This is a genomic window from Pseudomonas aestuarii (assembly GCF_027988105.1).
Classification (GTDB): domain Bacteria; phylum Pseudomonadota; class Gammaproteobacteria; order Pseudomonadales; family Pseudomonadaceae; genus Aquipseudomonas; species Aquipseudomonas aestuarii.
This window is the reverse complement of sequence record NZ_JAQJZJ010000001.1, coordinates 324,614-341,405: the sequence shown is the minus strand read 5'-3', so window position 1 is coordinate 341,405 and position 16,792 is coordinate 324,614. Positions and strand designations below refer to the sequence as shown.

General features: G+C 63.6%; 19 protein-coding genes. 13 read left to right on the top strand and 6 right to left on the bottom strand.

Features of this window, described 5'->3' with window-relative positions:
• Nucleotides 1-5: 5 nt before the first annotated feature.
• Entirely contained in the window at nucleotides 6-1,271 is a 1,266-nt protein-coding gene (locus PH586_RS01545; RefSeq protein ID WP_271346011.1) for a cation:proton antiporter, read from the bottom strand.
• A gap of 125 nt (nucleotides 1,272-1,396) precedes the next feature.
• Nucleotides 1,397-1,783, bottom strand: a complete 387-nt coding sequence (locus PH586_RS01540; protein WP_271346010.1) for a DUF4345 domain-containing protein — start codon at nucleotides 1,781-1,783, stop codon at nucleotides 1,397-1,399.
• 131 nt (nucleotides 1,784-1,914) lie between these two features.
• Between PH586_RS01540 and PH586_RS01535 the strand changes: the two genes are divergently transcribed.
• The gene (locus tag PH586_RS01535) at nucleotides 1,915-2,349 is read left to right on the top strand and encodes a DUF411 domain-containing protein (protein WP_271346009.1); all 435 of its coding nucleotides are present in this window, start codon (nucleotides 1,915-1,917) and stop codon (nucleotides 2,347-2,349) included.
• Nucleotides 2,350-2,419: 70 nt separating this feature from the next.
• Nucleotides 2,420-3,298: a KPN_02809 family neutral zinc metallopeptidase gene (ypfJ, locus tag PH586_RS01530; RefSeq protein ID WP_271346008.1), complete on the top strand. Its 879-nt coding sequence runs from the start codon at nucleotides 2,420-2,422 to the stop codon at nucleotides 3,296-3,298.
• A 98-nt stretch (nucleotides 3,299-3,396) separates the two neighbouring features.
• Here ypfJ and PH586_RS01525 read toward each other — a convergent pair whose 3' ends face one another.
• The gene (locus PH586_RS01525) at nucleotides 3,397-4,284 is read right to left on the bottom strand and encodes a PA4780 family RIO1-like protein kinase (protein WP_271346007.1); all 888 of its coding nucleotides are present in this window, start codon (nucleotides 4,282-4,284) and stop codon (nucleotides 3,397-3,399) included.
• Nucleotides 4,285-4,383: 99 nt separating this feature from the next.
• On the bottom strand, nucleotides 4,384-4,773 hold the full coding sequence (locus PH586_RS01520) for a LysR substrate-binding domain-containing protein (protein ID WP_333908317.1): 390 nt from the start codon (nucleotides 4,771-4,773) through the stop codon (nucleotides 4,384-4,386).
• Between the two features lie 49 nt (nucleotides 4,774-4,822).
• Here PH586_RS01520 and PH586_RS01515 point away from each other — a divergent pair, with 49 nt between their 5' ends.
• Both PH586_RS01515 and ada read left to right on the top strand, forming a co-directional pair.
• Nucleotides 4,823-5,014 carry a DUF2218 domain-containing protein gene (locus tag PH586_RS01515; RefSeq protein ID WP_333908316.1) on the top strand — a complete coding sequence of 64 codons (192 nt, stop codon included), beginning with the start codon at nucleotides 4,823-4,825 and terminating at the stop codon, nucleotides 5,012-5,014.
• Between the two features lie 163 nt (nucleotides 5,015-5,177).
• The gene (gene ada / locus PH586_RS01510; RefSeq protein WP_271346006.1) at nucleotides 5,178-6,209 is read left to right on the top strand and encodes a bifunctional DNA-binding transcriptional regulator/O6-methylguanine-DNA methyltransferase Ada; all 1,032 of its coding nucleotides are present in this window, start codon (nucleotides 5,178-5,180) and stop codon (nucleotides 6,207-6,209) included.
• A gap of 150 nt (nucleotides 6,210-6,359) precedes the next feature.
• On the opposite strand, the gene PH586_RS01505 is transcribed toward ada, so the two are convergent.
• Nucleotides 6,360-7,931, bottom strand: a complete 1,572-nt coding sequence (locus tag PH586_RS01505) for a BCCT family transporter (protein ID WP_271346005.1) — start codon at nucleotides 7,929-7,931, stop codon at nucleotides 6,360-6,362.
• Nucleotides 7,932-8,316: 385 nt separating this feature from the next.
• Here PH586_RS01505 and PH586_RS01500 point away from each other — a divergent pair, with 385 nt between their 5' ends.
• The 8 genes from PH586_RS01500 to PH586_RS01465 all read left to right on the top strand — a co-directional run bounded on the left by PH586_RS01500 (nucleotide 8,317) and on the right by PH586_RS01465 (nucleotide 15,114).
• The gene (locus tag PH586_RS01500) at nucleotides 8,317-8,907 is read left to right on the top strand and encodes an amino acid synthesis family protein (RefSeq protein ID WP_271346004.1); all 591 of its coding nucleotides are present in this window, start codon (nucleotides 8,317-8,319) and stop codon (nucleotides 8,905-8,907) included.
• A gap of 22 nt (nucleotides 8,908-8,929) precedes the next feature.
• Entirely contained in the window at nucleotides 8,930-9,763 is an 834-nt protein-coding gene (locus tag PH586_RS01495; RefSeq protein WP_271346003.1) for an alpha/beta fold hydrolase, read from the top strand.
• Complete coding sequence (locus PH586_RS01490; RefSeq protein ID WP_271346002.1) at nucleotides 9,760-11,241, top strand: aldehyde dehydrogenase; 1,482 nt, start codon at nucleotides 9,760-9,762, stop codon at nucleotides 11,239-11,241. The genes PH586_RS01495 and PH586_RS01490 overlap by 4 nt, the downstream gene beginning before the upstream one ends.
• Nucleotides 11,242-11,275: 34 nt before the next feature.
• A complete protein-coding gene (locus PH586_RS01485) occupies nucleotides 11,276-11,761 on the top strand; it encodes a flavin reductase family protein (protein WP_271346001.1) in 486 nt (161 codons plus the stop codon).
• A gap of 77 nt (nucleotides 11,762-11,838) precedes the next feature.
• Nucleotides 11,839-13,290, top strand: coding sequence for an NAD-dependent succinate-semialdehyde dehydrogenase (locus tag PH586_RS01480; RefSeq protein WP_271346000.1), 1,452 nt, complete (start codon nucleotides 11,839-11,841; stop codon nucleotides 13,288-13,290).
• Between the two features lie 20 nt (nucleotides 13,291-13,310).
• Nucleotides 13,311-13,703, top strand: coding sequence for a carboxymuconolactone decarboxylase family protein (locus tag PH586_RS01475; protein WP_271345999.1), 393 nt, complete (start codon nucleotides 13,311-13,313; stop codon nucleotides 13,701-13,703).
• A 90-nt stretch (nucleotides 13,704-13,793) separates the two neighbouring features.
• A complete protein-coding gene (locus tag PH586_RS01470; protein WP_271345998.1) occupies nucleotides 13,794-14,546 on the top strand; it encodes a GntR family transcriptional regulator in 753 nt (250 codons plus the stop codon).
• 4 nt (nucleotides 14,547-14,550) lie between these two features.
• Nucleotides 14,551-15,114, top strand: coding sequence for an NUDIX hydrolase (locus PH586_RS01465; RefSeq protein ID WP_271345997.1), 564 nt, complete (start codon nucleotides 14,551-14,553; stop codon nucleotides 15,112-15,114).
• Nucleotides 15,115-15,216: 102 nt separating this feature from the next.
• Here PH586_RS01465 and PH586_RS01460 read toward each other — a convergent pair whose 3' ends face one another.
• Nucleotides 15,217-15,510 (bottom strand): DUF1330 domain-containing protein, encoded by a 294-nt coding sequence (locus PH586_RS01460; RefSeq protein ID WP_271345996.1) that lies wholly within the window; start codon nucleotides 15,508-15,510, stop codon nucleotides 15,217-15,219.
• Nucleotides 15,511-15,604: 94 nt separating this feature from the next.
• Here PH586_RS01460 and ribBA point away from each other — a divergent pair, with 94 nt between their 5' ends.
• Nucleotides 15,605-16,714, top strand: a complete 1,110-nt coding sequence (ribBA, locus tag PH586_RS01455) for a bifunctional 3,4-dihydroxy-2-butanone-4-phosphate synthase/GTP cyclohydrolase II (RefSeq protein WP_271345995.1) — start codon at nucleotides 15,605-15,607, stop codon at nucleotides 16,712-16,714.
• Nucleotides 16,715-16,792: the final 78 nt, after the last annotated feature.

Genomic DNA, 16,792 nt, shown 5'->3' with positions numbered 1-16,792 from the left:
CCGTTTCAATCGCCTGCGGCGGCTGTCTTGTCGTGGTAGATCTTCTTCACCAGCGGCCCGATGGTCAGCCCCTGGATCAGGATCGAACCAAGGACGATGACGTAGGTGATGCTCAACAGCAGGTCGCGCTCAGGGCCTAATGGCAGGGACAGGGCCAAGGCTACCGAGATACCACCGCGCAACCCGCCCCAGGAGAGGATGCGAATCGCCCCCTGGGGAATGCCTTCACCTGATCGCGGCAGGCGGCGCAGCAGGAGAATGGCCGGGGCAATGGTCACGATGCGCGCGCCCAGCACCAGCAGGGCCATCAACATGCCCGCCACGACATTCAGCCAGGAGAAGGGCAGCAGCAGGATTTCCAGGCCCATCAAGGCGAACAGGAACGCGTTGAGCATCTCGTCGATCAACTCCCAGAACTTGTCGACATAGACTCGGGTCTGGTCGGACATGCCATGGCGGCGGCCCATGTTGCCGATGATCAATCCGGCTACGACCATGGCGATCGGCGCAGAGACATGGGCGCCCGCCGCCAGTGCGGAACCGCCAATGACCAGGGCCAGCGATAACATCACCTCGACCTGGTACTGGTCGATCGAGCGCATCATCAGGTAGACGCCGTAGCCCAGCAGCAGCCCCAGCACGATGCCACCCAGCGCCTCGGTGGCGAACAGTTCGACAATCCCCAGCGGCGACGGCGCCTGCCCCTGCAGGGCGATGGTCAGCAGCACGGTGAACAGCACCACGGCGGTACCGTCGTTGAACAGCGACTCGCCGACGATGGTGGTTTCCAGCGGTTTCGGCGCCCCCGCGCTGCGCAGTATGCCCAGCACCGCAATCGGGTCGGTTGGCGAGATAAGCGCACCGAACAGCAGGCAATAGAGGAAACTCACCGACCAACCAAATAGCGCCAGCATCCAGTAGGCCATGCCTGCAATCATCAGCGTCGAGAGCAGCACCCCCACAGTCGCCAGCAAGCCGATCGGCCACTTGTAGCTGTGCAGGTCGCCCAGCTTGACATGCAGGGCGCCAGCGAACAGCAGGAACGACAGCATCCAGTCCATTAGCAGGCTCTGGAATGACATCTGCCGAAGCATGTCGCCAAGCTGATCTTCGAGCACCGGATAGCCGGCCAGGGTCACCCCGTGCAGCACCAGCGAGAAGATCAAGGCCGTGGCCATGACTCCGATCGCTGGCGGTAGATTGGTGAAGCGGTAGCTGACGTAGGTCATCAGCGTCGTCAGGCAGATGAATGCCGCAGCCAACTCAAGCATTGCTTATCCTTACGGGTCCATCAGCTAATGAGGGAGGCGTCGACCCTGCGGCCCGCTCGCGCGGCGCGAAGATAACCCGTTTACATGGCAACCGCGTAGCGCCAAACCGCATCGTCGGCCTGGCGCTATCGCCGCGGCAGCCCGCGCAACGCCCAGAAAGCCAGCCCGGCGGACACCACCTCGACCAACAATGCCAGCAGGTTGAAGGTCTGCTGGGCGCCGCCGTCCAGCCACAGGCCGCCGATGCGCGCCAACGCCAGCGAACTGTATAGCAGCACCAGCAGGGTCAGGGCGGCGCGGGTCAGGTCGAGACGACTGAGGGCCAATGCCAGGAACGCTGCCAGGCCAATCTGCAAGCCGCCGTAGTAGGCGCGCACATCGGTCGCCGCAGCAGGCGCCATCAGCAGCATGCCACTGAGGTTGGCCATCTCGTGGGGACGGACGAAATACATCAGGCCCAAACCGGCCAGCGCCAGCATCTGAATAACCAGAATCACACGTGCAAACAACATCGCCAGCTCCCTGCCTCAATAATCGTCAACGCAGCATAGGCTGCCCAAGGCATATCCGGATACAGCCGACCATTTGGCCCTATGCCGGGACAGGGCTATGCTCGGCCAACGAGCCACCGTGGAGTTCAAGCATGCGCCCATTAATCCTTATCGCCGGCCTCTTTGCCGGCCTGGCCCAGGCCGCCGAGCCGATCGACATCGACGTGCACCGCGATGCCAACTGTGGCTGCTGCAAGGCCTGGATCAGCCACCTGCAGGAGAACGGCTTCAACGTCATCGACCACGTCGAAAGCGACATGAGCGCGGTCAAGCAGCGCCTGGGCGTCCCGCCACGTCTGGCCTCGTGCCATACCGGGGTGATCGACGGCAAGTTCGTCGAGGGCCATGTGCCCGCGGCCGACATCCTCAAACTGCGCCAGCAGCCTGATCTGCTCGGCGCCGCCGTACCGGGCATGCCGGCCGGCTCGCCAGGCATGGAGATGGGCGACCGCCAACAGGCCTATCAGGTCATCGGCCTGGACCAGCAGGGCAGTGAACGCACACTCGGCAACTACCCGGGCAACTGATGACGCCACTGGCGCCGGCCCCGAATAGCAACGACACTTAGCGCCTGCAGATGGCGAAGGGAGCCGGGCAATGCGCTGGAAACGGGCAAGACGCAGCGACAATGTAGTGGATGCGCGCGGCCGCAGTGCTGGCGGAACCCGCTTTGGTGGGGCCAAGGGCTTGAGCCTCGGCGGTATCGCCGCCGTGGTGGTCATCGGCTTGCTGATGGGCCAGGATCCGTTGCAGATCCTCGGCCAACTGGCCGGCCAGGCCACCCAGACCAGCTCGCTCGACCAGCAGCGCAACGCACCGCCGGCCGCCAATGACGAACAGGCGGAGTTCGTCCGCGCGATCCTCGGCGACACCGAGGACACCTGGCGCGAAATCTTCCAGAGCGCCAAGCGCCAATACCGCGACCCGACCCTGGTGCTGTTCCGTGACGGGGTCGATTCGGCCTGTGGCTTCGCCAGTTCGGCGGTTGGCCCCTTCTACTGCCCCGGCGATCAGCGGGTCTACCTGGATATGGCGTTCTTCCGTGAACTGGAACAACGCTTCGGCGCCGCTGGCGACTTTGCCCAGGCCTACGTGATCGCCCATGAAGTGGGGCATCACGTGCAGACCCTGCTCGGTGTCTCCGCCAAGGTAAATGCGGCGCGGCAACGCGGTGAAACCATGGAGGGCGACAACGGCCTGCTGGTACGCCAGGAGCTGCAGGCCGATTGCCTGGCCGGGATCTGGGCGCATCACGCCCAGCGCCGCCTCGACTGGCTGGACGCGGGCGATCTGGAGGAAGCACTGAACGCCGCCAATGCCATCGGCGATGACCGTTTGCAGCAGCAGACGCGCGGCCGGGTGGTGCCGGACTCCTTTACCCACGGCAGCTCGGCGCAGCGCGTGCACTGGTTCAAGCTCGGCTTCGAACAAGGCCAGGTCAGCCGTTGCGATACCTTCCAGGTGGCACGTCTGTAGGGACGTTTTTTCATCCAGCCTGGCGGCGACCGCCATGGCGCTGAGAGACTGGGGTTGAAACGGCCAGCCGCCTCAACCCTCTCCCAGCGTGTGGCCGACTACTGTGCCCAGGGCGGCGGCGGTTCTTCACCGGCGGGCGCATCTTCGGCATCGAGCAGGGCCAGCCGACGCGCTTCATCGGCCAGGGTGGCCTTGATCTCGCGCATCACCGCATCGATATCGGCGGCCTCTTCGGGGTCGTCAAACTCGCCGGTCAGCACGCTGTCCGGGGTCAGCTCGCCGGCCTCGTACAATGCCCACATTTCCTTGGCGTACTTGCTGAACTTGAGTTCCGGGGCGAACTGGCCGAAGTAGGCGGACATATTGCCGACATCGCGTTCGAGCATGCTGAAGGCATGGCTATTGGCAGCGGCATCGACGGCCTGGGGCAGGTCGATGATCACCGGGCCTTCAGGACCCAGCAGCACGTTGAACTCGGACAAGTCGCCATGCACCAGGCCGGCGCAGAGCATCTTGACCACTTCACCGATCATGAAGGCATGGAATTCGCGGGCATCCTCCGGGTGCAGGTCGACATCATTGAGGCGCGGCGCGACGGCGCCCTCATAGTCGAGGACCAGCTCCATCAGCAACACGCCCTCGAGGAAGTCGTAGGGCTTGGGCACCCGCACCCCGGCACCAGCCAGGTGGAACAAGGCGGCCACTTCGGCGTTCTGCCAGGAATCTTCCTGGCCCTTGCGACCGTACTTGGTGCCCTTGGTCATGGCCCGCGTATCGCGGCTGCTGCGCACCTTACGGCCTTCCTGGTAGACCGCGGCCTGACGGAAACTACGCTTGTTGGCCTCCTTGTAGACCTTGGCGCAGCGCAGCTCGTCACCGCAGCGCACCACATAGACTTCGGCTTCCTTGCCACTCATCAGCGGGCGCATCACTTCGTCGACCAACCCAGCCTCGACCAGGGGTTCAATACGTTTTGGCGTCTTCATTAGCTTTAATCTGGGGTCCTGTGTTGCCCTATTCGCGTATACCGCCCGTTATACGGCAATCCTCGGGCAGCGCCCAGCCCAGGGAGCGCCATGTGTCCCTCAGGCGAGCAATAAATGTTGCCGCAGCGCCTCGATGGCATAGCGCACCTTGGCCGGTTGAGCATCGCGGCGCGGGGTAACCAGATAGATGCCGAACAGCGGCAAGCGCCAGTCCGGCAGCAACTGGCAAAGGCTGCCGAGCGCCAGCTCCTCGCGAATCTCCTGCTCCGGCTGCAACGAGATGCCCATGCCCGCCAAGGTGAAATGGCGCACGGCGAGGATGTTGTTGCAACTCACCCGGCTCTCGATGCGCAGTTTTTGCACCTCGTCGCCGGGCCCTTGCAGGTTGAGTACGTCGCTGTGCAGGTCGCTCAGCGCCAGCCAATCCTGGCCAACCAGGACTTCGGGGCGGCTGATTGACGGCTTGCGCGCCAGGTAGCCCACCGCCACACCGGCGCGCTACATCGGCCTGTGCAAGCACTTCGCCCACAAGATCCCGGTGAATTTCGACGAACAGCAGGGTCGCATCGAGTTCGCCTTCGGCCTGACGCGGCTCAATGCCGAGAACGACGGCCTGCGCCTGATCGTACAGAGCCCTGACCAGGAGCAGCTGGATAAACTCAAGCAGGTGGTCGCCAGCCACTTCGAGCGCTTCGCCTGGCAGGAAGCGCTCAGCCTCGACTGGCACTGAGCGGTAGCTGGCTGGGCCGCGGCTAACGCTGTTTGTATGCCGCACCCGTCGGGATCAATGGACTTGAGCCGCAATCCGCACGGCACACTTTGAAAGCGTAATTCGCATTGGCGTGCTCGGCGCAAGGGCCGACAATCGACTCATCATCCTGCGGAGCCGTGCCATGCTCGACACCGACCTTTGCTGGCAAGCCGTCTGCGCGCGCGATGCCGCGTGCGATAACCAGTTCGTCTTCGCCGTGCGCTCCACCGGCATCTATTGCCGACCGAGCTGCCCGGCGCGGCGACCGCGACGCGACAACGTCAGCTTTCATGCCACCCCGGCGAGCGCCGAAGCGGCCGGATTTCGCCCGTGCAAACGCTGTACGCCGCAGGGCGCCAGCCCAGCCGAACAGCTCGACCAACTGGTCGCCGCCGCCTGCCGGCTGCTGGTCGAACAGAACCCCACGCCCAGCCTCGCCCAGCTCGCCGCACGCATCGGCCTGTCGCCCTCGCACCTGGCCCGCGCGTTCAAGGCACGCACCGGCCTGACGCCGAAGGCCTGGGCCAACGCCCAGCGCCGCGCGCAGCTGGAGGCCAGCCTGGCGCAGGCCGAGTCGGTGCTGGATGCCGCGCTGGCCGCCGGCTACTCCGACACTCGGGCGCTGTATCAACAGCGCGATGGCTTGAGCCCGGCGCAGCGCCAGCGCCAGGCCGCCGGAGAAACCCTGCGCTACGCCATCGCCGCCTGCCCGCTCGGCCAATTGCTGCTGGCCAGCAGCGCCAAGGGCGTCTGCGCCCTGCTGTTCGGCGACAGCCCCGAGACACTGGAAAGCGAACTGCGCCAGCGCTTCGCCGCCGCCCAGTTGCAACGCGACGACGCCGGCCTGGGCGCCTGGCTGCAGCAGGTGATCGGCCAGATCGAGGAACCGCAACGCGCCGCGCAGTTGCCACTGGACCTGCGCGGCACGGTGTTTCAGCAACAGGTGTGGCGCGCGCTGCAACAAATCCCCGCCGGCCAGACCCGCAGCTATGGCGAACTGGCCGCCCACCTCGGCAGCCACCCGCGTGCGGTGGCGCGGGCCTGTGCGAGCAACCCGCTGGGCCTGCTGGTGCCCTGCCACCGGGTGATCGGCGCCAACGGCGCGCTGAGTGGCTATCGCTGGGGGCTGGCGCGCAAGGCGGCGCTGCTGCACCGTGAACTGAAACCTGGCTGAGCACCGTCCAAACGAACACGACCGCCTGACAAAAGCAGCCTAGTACCTGACAAATTCCGTAGAACGGAAACGCAACCGCCGCCTAATCGGCGGCGGTAACTCGGGGGACGAAGTCGCAACGCTGGTTAGCCGTAGCGTCAAACCTTGGGGTTACGCTCGCTGAGCGCTTTCGATACCCAGACTCTCACCCTCTTCCTGGTGCAGTGCGCGCACCAGGCAATAACAGATCACCATCAGCACCACGGAGAAGGGCAAAGCCGCCGCGATGGTGGCTGCCTGCAAACCTTGCAAACCACCCGCCAGCAGCAACACCCCAGCCAACGCGCCGAGCCCCAAACCCCAGATGATGCGGAAGCGTTGCGGCGGGTTCTGATCGCCCATCGACAGGATGGTGCAGATCACCAGGGTAGCCGAATCTGCCGAGGTGACGAACCAGCTGACAATCATCAGAGTCGCCAGTCCGGCCATGGCCATGGTCGCCCACTCCACGTTCAGGCCCTCGATGGTCTTGTACAGCACCATGGTCACATCGCTGTTGGCCACCGCACTGAGGTCGACGGCGCCGGCCAACTGCAGGTAAACCCCGGTACCGCCCATGATCACGATCCACAGGAAGGCACCCAGAGTCGCGGCGAGCATGCCGCCCAGCACCACCTGGCGCACGGTGCGGCCACGGGAAATGCGCGCGATGAACATGCCGACGAACGGGCCCCAGGACAGCCACCAGCCCCAGTAGAAGATGGTCCACCAGCCCTGCCACTGACGCTCGGGGTTGGAATCGGTCCATAGCCCCATCGGGATGAAATTGGCCAGATAATCACCCAGGCTGGTGGCGTACAGGCCGAGGAGGAACACGGTCGGCCCGGCTAGCAGCAAGAACAGAAAGAGGATGCTGCTTAGACGGATGTTCCACTCGCTGAGCCAGAGAATGCCCTTGCGCACCCCAGACACCGCCGACAGGGTGGCGACCACCGCCGTGCCCGAGATAAGGATCAACTGGTTAGTGGTGGATACCTCCAGACCGAACATGTAATTCAGCCCGGCATTCATCTGCGCCACACCGAGACCCAGGGTGGTCGCAGTGCCGAACAAGGTACTGAAGATTGCAAGCAGGTCGACGGCATGGCCGATCGGTCCATAAATGCGCTCACCGATCAGCGGGTAGAGCGCCGAACGAATGGTCAGCGGCAGGCCGCGACGGTAAGCGAAATAGGCCAGAATCAGGCCAACGATGATGTAGATGCACCAGCCGTGCAGGCCCCAGTGGAACATGGTGATACGCAGGGCGATTTGCGCCGCCTCCGGCGTATTGGCTGCGACCCCGGCCATGTCCATGAAGGGGTTGCCCTGCATGTGCATCACCGGCTCGGCAATGCTCCAGAACAACAGCCCGGTACCCACCGCCGCACTGAACAGCATGGCGAACCAGGAAAAATTGCTGAACTCTGGACGCTCGTCATCGCGCCCCAGGCGCAGGTTGCCGAAACGACTGAGCCCCACCCAAAAGGTAAAGAACAACACACCACTGACCACCGCCACGTAATACCAGCCCAGCGAGCTTTCGATCCACTGCTTGATGCCGGTGAACAGGCTGTTGGCGAGTTCACCGAAGATCACGGTGAACAGCACGAAGGCCACCACCATCACCAGTGATGAGATGGCCATCGTCGGGTTAACGCCTGCGAACAGACGGTTGGAGCCTTGCATAGGATGTTCGCTCACGGGCGCGCCTCCTCCTTATTTTTATAAATGTGGACACTCAAAGTAGTGCTCATCGCCAATACCGGGCACCCCGCCCTGCCTGCACCTAGTACCTGCCGGAGACTCGAATCACGAGTCTTCGGCCCAGGACTGCAACCGCCCGTCAATCAACCTGAATTGGACGGCAGCATTAGCTTGTATTACGGTATACCATAAACCTAAATGCGGAAGCAAAGCCCGCTAGTCGGCAAACCTCGGGGACCTGTTCAGGCCTAGAGCCTAAGACCTTGAGGCCGACCAGCGGCACGCATGGAAAGCTTGACTTGCACATGCTGTATTATGGTATACCATGATACCAGACCAGTGCGATGCACCTCCCACTACCCCTTCTATCCAGGAGAACCTCATGAGTTTTGAAATTCGCAAGATCGTCAGCTACGTGGAAGAAACCCTTATCGAAGGCGGTAAGGCGACTGACAAACCGGTGACCATGGTGGGCTTGGCTGTCGTGATGAAGAACCCTTGGGCCGGTCGTGGCTTCGTCGAAGACATCCGCTCGGAACTCAACCCCCACGCCTCTGAGCTGGGTGAGTTGATGGTCAAGCGGCTGACCGATGCAATAGGTGGTGCAGACAAGATCGAAGCCTATGGCAAGGCCGCTGTAGTCGGTGCCGACGGCGAGATCGAACACGCCTCCGCAGTGATCCACAACCTGCGCTTCGGCAACCACTACCGCCAGGCAGTCAAGGCCAAGAGCTACCTGAGCTTCACCAACAAGCGCGGTGGGCCAGGAACTTCAATCCAGATCCCGATGATGCACAAGGATGACGAAGGCGCGCGTTCGCATTACGTCACCCTGGAAATGAAAATCGAAGACGCACCGCGCGCCGACGAAATCGTCGTGGTCCTGGGCGCGGCTGACGGTGGCCGCCTGCATCCGCGCATCGGCAGCCGTTACATCGACCTGGAAGAGCTGGCCGCCGAGCAGGCTCAGTAATCCGGTCAGTGCAGGAGCGCCCATGATGTTACTCACCGCTGAACGCACCCCCGCCGGCACCAGTTACCTGGCGACCGGCCAAGGCCAACCCGTGGTGCTGATCCACGGCGTCGGCCTGAATAAAGAGATGTGGGGCGGCCAGATCGTCGGTCTTGCGCCGCACTACCGAGTCATCGCCTACGACATGCTCGGTCATGGCGCCAGCCCGCGTCCGGCAGTCGGCACCGACTTGCTTGGCTATGCCGAGCAGTTGCGCGAACTGCTCGACCACCTGCAGCTGCCACAGGCCACCATCATCGGTTTCTCGATGGGCGGCCTTATAGCGCGGGCCTTTGCCCTGCACTACCCCCAGCACACCCAGGGCTTGGTGGTGCTTAACAGCGTATTCAATCGCAGCCCGGAGCAACGCGCCGCAGTGATCGAGCGTACCCGCCAGGTCGCCCAGTATGGCCCCAACGCCAACGCCGAAGCGGCCCTGTCGCGCTGGTTCAGCCGCGAATACCAGGCCGCCAACCCGGCGCAGATCGCCGCGCTGCGCCAGACGCTGGCCAGCAATGATCCGCAAGGCTATCTGACCACCTATGAGTTGTTTGCCACCCAGGACATGTACCAGGTGGATCGGCTCGGCAGCATTCGCGTGCCGACCCTGATCAGTACCGGCGAGCTGGACCCCGGCTCGACCCCGCAAATGGCCAGAGAGCTGGCCGAACTTATTCCCGGCGCGCAGGTTGCCGTGCTCGCCGAGCAGCGGCATATGATGCCTGTGGAGTCGCCGCGCCAGGTCAACCAGGTGCTGCTGGACTTCCTAAGGCGCGCCCATACCTCACAGAACCCAACAAAGGGGATCGTTGCATGACACTCGCCCGCTTTCAGATGTGCATCGATGGCCAGTGGGTCGATGCCCTCTCCGGCAACACCTTCCAGAGCCTCAACCCAGCACTCGCCGAGCCATGGGCAGAGCTGCCCGATGCCGACGAAGCTGATGTCGAGCGTGCCGTTCAATCCGCGCAAAAGGCCTTCGAAAGCCCGGCCTGGCGCGGTCTCACTGCTACCGCCCGGGGCAAGTTGTTGCGCCGCCTGGGTGACCTGATCGCCGAGAACAAGGAGCAGCTGGCCCAACTGGAAAGCCGCGACAACGGCAAGCTGATCCGCGAAACTCGCGGCCAGGTCAGCTACCTGCCGGAGTTCTTCCACTACACAGCCGGCCTGGCCGACAAGCTCGAAGGCGGCACCCTACCGCTGGATAAGACCGATATGTTCGGCTATACGGTGCTCGAACCGCTGGGCGTGGTGGCCGCTATCATTCCCTGGAACAGCCCGCTTTACCTGACCGCGATCAAGCTGGCGCCGGCCCTTGCCGCGGGCAACTGCATGGTCATCAAGCCGTCCGAGCATGCCTCGGCGACCATTCTCGAGCTGGCGCGACTGGCCCTTGAAGCCGGCATTCCGCCCGGCGTGGTCAACGTAATTACCGGTTACGGCGCCAGCGCCGGTGCCGCCCTGACCCGCCACCCGCTAGTACGCAAGATCGCCTTCACCGGCGGTGCCGCCACTGCCCGCCACGTAGTGCGCAGCAGTGCGGAGAATTTCGCCAAGCTGTCGCTGGAGCTGGGCGGCAAGTCGCCGAACATCATCTTCGCCGACGCCGATCTGGACAGCGCAGTCAACGGCGCCATCGCCGGCATCTACGCCGCCTCTGGACAGAGCTGCGTATCCGGTTCGCGCCTGCTGGTGCAGGACGAAATCTACGACGAGTTCATCGAACGCCTGATTGCTCGCGCCCAGCGCATCCGCATCGGCAATCCGCAGGACGACAGCAGCGAGATGGGCCCCATGGCCACCGCGCAGCAGCTGGCCGTGGTCGAGGACCTGGTAGCCGCCGCCTTGGCCGAGGGCGCGAAACTGCGGTTGGGTGGTAAACGCCCCGAAATCGACAGCAACGGCTGGTACTACGAACCGACCCTGTTCGAGTGCGACAGCAACTCGATGAAGATCATGCAGGAAGAAGTCTTCGGCCCGGTCGCCTCGGTAATTCGCTTCAAAGACGAAGCCGAGGCCCTGGCCATCGCCAACGACTCGCAGTTCGGCCTGGCCGCCGGCATCTGGACCCGCGACCTCGGCCGCGCCCATCGCCTGGCTCGTGATGTGCGCTCCGGCATCATCTGGGTCAACACCTACCGCGCAGTCTCAGCCATGGCGCCGATCGGCGGCTTCAAGAACAGCGGCTACGGTCGCGAGAGCGGCATCGACTCGGTGCTCGCCTACACCGAACAGAAAACCGTGTGGATCAATCTCTCGCAGGAACCGATGGCCGACCCCTTCGTCATGCGTTGAGCGGCCAAGCACCCGTATTACAGAGGTAACAAAGATGATCGAACCAGGCATTTACAAAGAGGTGATGGGCTCGTTCCCCTCGGGCGTCACGGTGATCACCTGCCTCGATGCAGATGGCGGCATCGTCGGCATCACCGCCAGCGCCTTCAGCGCACTGTCGATTGACCCGGCACTGGTGCTGTTCTGCCCCAACTACGCCTCGGACTCCTACCCGGTGCTCTGCGCCAGCAAACAGTTCGCCATCCACCTGCTGTCTGCCGAGCAGACAGCAGAAGCCTATGCCTTCGCCGGCAAGGGTAAAGACAAGGCCAAGGGCATCGAGTGGCACCTCAGCGAGCGCGGCAATCCGCTGCTGAGCAAGGCCACCGCGATCATCGAGTGCGAGCTGTGGCGCGAATACGACGGTGGCGATCACGCCATCATCGTCGGCGCTGTGAAGAACCTGATCCTGCCCGAGACCGAAGTGACGCCGATGGTCTATCACCGCGGCAAGCTGGGCGCCCTGCCCGCTATCGCCTGAGCGAAATCGCCAGAGAGTTTTTTGGGGTCGCCTGCCACACATGCTGGTGGCGGCCCTTTTTTATTTTTGGAGCCAACATGACCCCAGCAGCCGCACAACTGTTCCGCCAACAGGCCTTTATCGACGGCCAATGGTGTGACGCCCAAGACGCAAGCACCCAGGACATCTTCAATCCGGCCAACGGCGCCAGCATCGGCCAGGTGCCGAACATGGGCGCGACGGAAACCCAGCGCGCCATCGCCGCCGCCACTGCCGCCTGGCCGGCCTGGCGCGCACGCACCGCCAAAGAGCGCAGCAACATCCTCAAGCGCTGGCATGCGCTAATGCTGGAGAACGCCGACGCGCTGGCCGAGATCCTTACCCTGGAGCAGGGCAAGCCGCTGGCCGAGGCCAAGGGCGAAATCCTCTACGCCGCCAGCTTCATTGAGTGGTTCGCCGAAGAAGCCAAGCGTATCTACGGCGACACCATCCCCAGCCACAAGGGCGATGCGCGCATCATCGTGAGCAAGGAGCCGATCGGCCTGGTCGCCGCCATCACGCCGTGGAACTTCCCCGCAGCGATGATCACCCGCAAGGCCGGACCGGCCCTGGCCGCCGGCTGCCCGTGCATCGTCAAGCCGGCGCCGGAAACGCCGTTCTCCGCCCTGGCCATGGCTGCACTGGCGGAGCAGGCGGGCATCCCCGCAGGCATCTTCAACGTAGTCACCGGCGATGCGGTGGCCATCGGCGGCGAGCTGACCAACAGCGCCGACGTGCGCAAGCTGTCCTTCACCGGCTCCACCGCCATCGGCAAACTGCTGATGGCCCAGTGCGCCACGACCCTGAAGAAGGTCTCGCTGGAACTCGGCGGCAATGCGCCGTTCATCGTCTTCGACGACGCCGACCTGGAGCGCGCAGTCGAAGGCGCCCTGATCGCCAAGTTTCGCAATGCCGGGCAGACTTGCGTCTGCGTCAATCGCTTCCTGGTCCAGGACGGTATCTATGACGCCTTCGTCAGTCGCCTCGCCGAGCGCGTGGCCGAGTTCAAGGTCGGCGATGGTTTCGCCACCGGTGTGACCCAGGGCCCGCTGATCAACGAGCGCGCCGTAGCCAAGGTCGAAGACCATGTACAGGACGCCTTGAGCAAAGGCGCACGCCTGCTCTGTGGCGGCGAACGGCATGCCTTGGGCAATGGTTTCTTCCAGCCGACAGTGCTGGCTGAGGTATCCCTGGAAATGAAGGTCGCCCGCGAGGAAACCTTCGGCCCGCTGGCTGCAGTGTTCCGTTTCAGCAGTGAAGCCGAGGCCGTGCAATTGGCCAACGACACCGAGTACGGCTTGGCAGCCTATTGTTACACCCGCGACCTGGGCCGCGCCTGGCGCATGAGTGAGGCTCTTGAATACGGCATGGTCGGGATCAACGAAGGGTTGATCTCCACCGAAGTCGCGCCTTTCGGCGGCATCAAGTCCTCGGGCCTCGGCCGCGAAGGTTCCAAGTACGGCATCGAGGATTACCTCGAGATCAAATACACCCTGATGGGCGGACTGTAAGGCCTGCATAGGAGAAGCGCATGAGCAACGAAAAGTTCGAGAAAGGCCTGGCGATCCGCACCCAGGTGCTGGGCGAGGCCTACGTCAACAAGTCGATCGAGAATGCCGACGACTTCAATCGCCCGCTGCAGGAACTGGTCACCGAGTACTGCTGGGGCCATGTCTGGGGCCGGGAGGGTTTGTCGCTGGCCGAACGCAGCATGATAAACTTGGCGATGATTTCGGCCCTTAATCGGCCGCATGAACTGAAGCTGCATATTCGTGGAGCCTTGCGTAACGGTCTCAGCCGTGAGCAGATACGCGAAATCCTGCTTCAAGTCGGAATTTACTGTGGCGTGCCTGCGGCCGTGGACAGTTTTCGCATCGCCCGTGAAGCCTTCGCGGATGCCGATGCCGAGAGCCAACCTCAATAGCGGGCAGCGCAAAGCAGGCTAAGCACCCATGGTCCGTCGATCGGGTGCTTTCTTGCTTTTTCTTCGGATAGCCCAACCAGAGCGGACCCCATGAAACGCTTGCCTCTCGACGACAGCTTCAAGGTCAATCGCAACCCCATTACCCTGCGCGAAATCGTGCTGGATAAACTGCGCAGCGCCATCATGAACTTCCAGCTGATGCCCGGCGATCGCCTGGTCGAGCGCGACCTGTGTGAGCGCCTGGGCGTGAGCCGCACCTCGGTACGCGAGGCCCTGCGCCACCTGGAGTCCGAAGGGCTGGTCGAGTTCGCCGATGCCAAAGGCCCGAGGGTGGCTATCATCACCCTGGAAGACGCCTGCGATATCTACGAGCTGCGTTGCGTGCTCGAAGGCCTGATCGTGCAACTCTTCACTCTCAACGCCAAAGCCAAGGACATCCGCGCTCTGGAGCGAGCCCTCGAGGAAAACCGCAGGGTTCTCGAAGAAGGCGAGCTGCAACAGGTGATCGACTCGGTTCAGGGTTTCTACGACGTGCTGCTCGAAGGCTCCGGCAACCACATCGCCGCCACCCAGCTGCGCCAGTTGCAGGCGCGCATCAGCTACCTGCGTGCCACATCGGTATCCCAGGCCAACCGCCGCGGCGCCAGCAGCAAGGAGATGGAGCGTATGGTTGAGGCGATCAAGAGCGGTGACCCGCTGGCCGCTCACCAGGCCTCGGTGGACCACGTCCGCGCCGCCGCCAAGGTGGCCTTGGACTACCTCAAGTCCAAGCAGGATGAGACCGGCACAGTGCGCGAAATCGCCACGCCGATCGCACTCAAAGAGCCACGCATAGGACGCTGACGCCATGCCCACCCCGCGCTTCTGCCCCAACTGCGGCGCCGACCGCCTGAGCCGTCAGGTGCCCGCCGGTGACACCCACCAGCGCCTGGTCTGCGCGGGATGCAACTACATCCACTACGAAAACCCGAAGATCATCGCCGGCTGCATCATCGAGCAGGACGGCAAGTACCTGCTGTGCCAGCGCGCCATCGAGCCGCGCCCTGGCACCTGGACCCTGCCGGCCGGCTTTATGGAAAGCGGCGAAACCACCGAGCAGGCGGCCTTGCGTGAGGTGTGGGAGGAAACCGGGGTACGCGCCGATATCGTCTCGCCCTACTCGATCTTCAGCGTACCGAAGATCAGCGAGGTGTACGTCATCTTCCGCGCAGTGGTGATCGAAGCGACCGGCCAGTTCGGCGCGGAAACCCTCGACTACCGCTTCTTCGCGCCCGAAGACATTCCCTGGGAGAACATCTATTACCCGGCCATCCGGCAGATTCTCGAACGCTATATCGAAGAGCGCCAGGCCGGGGTCTACGGTATTTATGTCGGCAATGACGACACCGGCAAGGTGCACTTCATCCGCTAAGCCTGCATCGCGCCGACGCCTTTGTAGGAGCCCGCTTGCTGGCTCCTACGGACGCGGCGCTGTTGCCAACACATGACTGGGACATAGCCCAGATGACTCAGCTCAGGGCGCGCAGCCCTCGACTATGATCACCTCGGCAATAGCCGCCCCTTGCCGGTGGCCGCAGGCCTCCTGGTACTCCGGCGAGTTGTAACAAGCCAGCGCCTGTTCGTAGGACGCGAATTCGATCAGCACGTTGCGCGGCGGCGTAGCCCGGCCTTCCAACGCCTGCGCACGGCCGCCACGGGCGAGGAAGGTGCCGCCATACTTGGCGAAAGCCGCTGGTGCCCGCCGGGTGTATTCGCCGTACTGCTCGGGGTCGGTTACTTCGACATGGGCAATCCAATAAGCCTTCATCGCCATCTCCGTTATTCGTCAACTTTATGTATTATGGTATACCATAAAGTCTACCGGACAACCGTCTTCCATCGCAAACCGTGAGAGCACTGGCATGCCATTCAACAGCATCGAAGAAATCATCGAAGACTTCCGCCAGGGCAAGATGGTCCTGCTGGTCGATGACGAAGACCGCGAGAACGAGGGCGATCTACTGCTGGCCGCAGAAGCCTGCACGCCGGCCGCGATCAACTTCATGGCTCGCGAGGCACGCGGGCTGATCTGCCTGACCCTGACCGACGAGCACTGCCAGCGCCTCGGCCTGGAGCAGATGGTGCCGAGCAACGGCAGCGCCTTCTCCACCGCTTTCACCATTTCCATCGAGGCCGCCACTGGCGTGACCACCGGTATCTCCGCCGCCGACCGCGCGCGCACGGTGCTGGCTGCCGTGGCAGCAGACGCCAAAGCCGAAGACCTGGTGCAACCTGGGCACATCTTCCCACTGCGCGCCCGCGATGGCGGCGTACTCAACCGCGCCGGGCACACCGAAGCCGGTTGCGACCTGGCCCGCCTGGCCGGCTACAGCCCGGCGGCGGTGATCGTCGAGGTGATGAACGAGGACGGCAGCATGGCCCGCCGCCCCGACTTGGAAAGCTTCGCGGCCCTGCACGGGATCAAGATCGGCACCATCGCCGACCTTATCCACTATCGCCTGAGTACCGAACACACGGTCACCCGCATCGGCGAGCGCGAACTGCCGACGGTGCACGGCGACTTCCGTCTGATCACCTACGAGGATCGCATCGAAGGCGGCGTGCACATGGCCATGGTGATGGGCGAGATCAAGCGCGACGAACCGACCCTGGTGCGCGTCCACGTGATCGACCCGCTGCGCGACCTGGTCGGCGCCGAGTACACCGGCCCGCAGAACTGGACGCTGTGGGCGGCGCTGCAGAAGGTCGCCGAAGAAGGGCGCGGTGTGGTCGTGGTGCTGGCCAACAACGAGTCGTCCCAGGCCCTGCTCGAGCGCGTGCCGCAACTGACCCAACCGCGCCAGCAGTTCAACCGCTCGCAGTCGCGCATCTACTCCGAAGTCGGCACCGGTGCGCAGATCCTCAAGGATCTAGGCGTCGGCAAACTGCGCCACCTCGGCGCCCCGCTGAAATACGCCGGACTGACTGGCTATGACCTGGAAGTTGTGGAAACCCTCGGCTTCGGCGAATAGTCTCGAGCCGCGGGAGGGGCCATGCCCCTCCCGCCACCCCGTGTTACCGGCAACATCCTCCCCGCACATCCCGCTACG

What these genes read in the sequence shown, in the direction of transcription:
- PH586_RS01545 (WP_271346011.1), bottom strand. Translation starts at nt 1,271, where the DNA reads ATGCTTGAGTTGGCTGCGGCATTCATCTGCCTGACGACGCTGATGACC.
- PH586_RS01540 (WP_271346010.1), bottom strand. Translation starts at nt 1,783, where the DNA reads ATGTTGTTTGCACGTGTGATTCTGGTTATTCAGATGCTGGCGCTGGCC.
- PH586_RS01535 (WP_271346009.1), top strand. Translation starts at nt 1,915, where the DNA reads ATGCGCCCATTAATCCTTATCGCCGGCCTCTTTGCCGGCCTGGCCCAG.
- ypfJ (WP_271346008.1), top strand. Translation starts at nt 2,420, where the DNA reads ATGCGCTGGAAACGGGCAAGACGCAGCGACAATGTAGTGGATGCGCGC.
- PH586_RS01525 (WP_271346007.1), bottom strand. Translation starts at nt 4,284, where the DNA reads ATGAAGACGCCAAAACGTATTGAACCCCTGGTCGAGGCTGGGTTGGTC.
- ada (WP_271346006.1), top strand. Translation starts at nt 5,178, where the DNA reads ATGCTCGACACCGACCTTTGCTGGCAAGCCGTCTGCGCGCGCGATGCC.
- PH586_RS01500 (WP_271346004.1), top strand. Translation starts at nt 8,317, where the DNA reads ATGAGTTTTGAAATTCGCAAGATCGTCAGCTACGTGGAAGAAACCCTT.
- PH586_RS01495 (WP_271346003.1), top strand. Translation starts at nt 8,930, where the DNA reads ATGATGTTACTCACCGCTGAACGCACCCCCGCCGGCACCAGTTACCTG.
- PH586_RS01490 (WP_271346002.1), top strand. Translation starts at nt 9,760, where the DNA reads ATGACACTCGCCCGCTTTCAGATGTGCATCGATGGCCAGTGGGTCGAT.
- PH586_RS01485 (WP_271346001.1), top strand. Translation starts at nt 11,276, where the DNA reads ATGATCGAACCAGGCATTTACAAAGAGGTGATGGGCTCGTTCCCCTCG.
- PH586_RS01480 (WP_271346000.1), top strand. Translation starts at nt 11,839, where the DNA reads ATGACCCCAGCAGCCGCACAACTGTTCCGCCAACAGGCCTTTATCGAC.
- PH586_RS01475 (WP_271345999.1), top strand. Translation starts at nt 13,311, where the DNA reads ATGAGCAACGAAAAGTTCGAGAAAGGCCTGGCGATCCGCACCCAGGTG.
- PH586_RS01470 (WP_271345998.1), top strand. Translation starts at nt 13,794, where the DNA reads ATGAAACGCTTGCCTCTCGACGACAGCTTCAAGGTCAATCGCAACCCC.
- PH586_RS01465 (WP_271345997.1), top strand. Translation starts at nt 14,551, where the DNA reads ATGCCCACCCCGCGCTTCTGCCCCAACTGCGGCGCCGACCGCCTGAGC.
- PH586_RS01460 (WP_271345996.1), bottom strand. Translation starts at nt 15,510, where the DNA reads ATGAAGGCTTATTGGATTGCCCATGTCGAAGTAACCGACCCCGAGCAG.
- ribBA (WP_271345995.1), top strand. Translation starts at nt 15,605, where the DNA reads ATGCCATTCAACAGCATCGAAGAAATCATCGAAGACTTCCGCCAGGGC.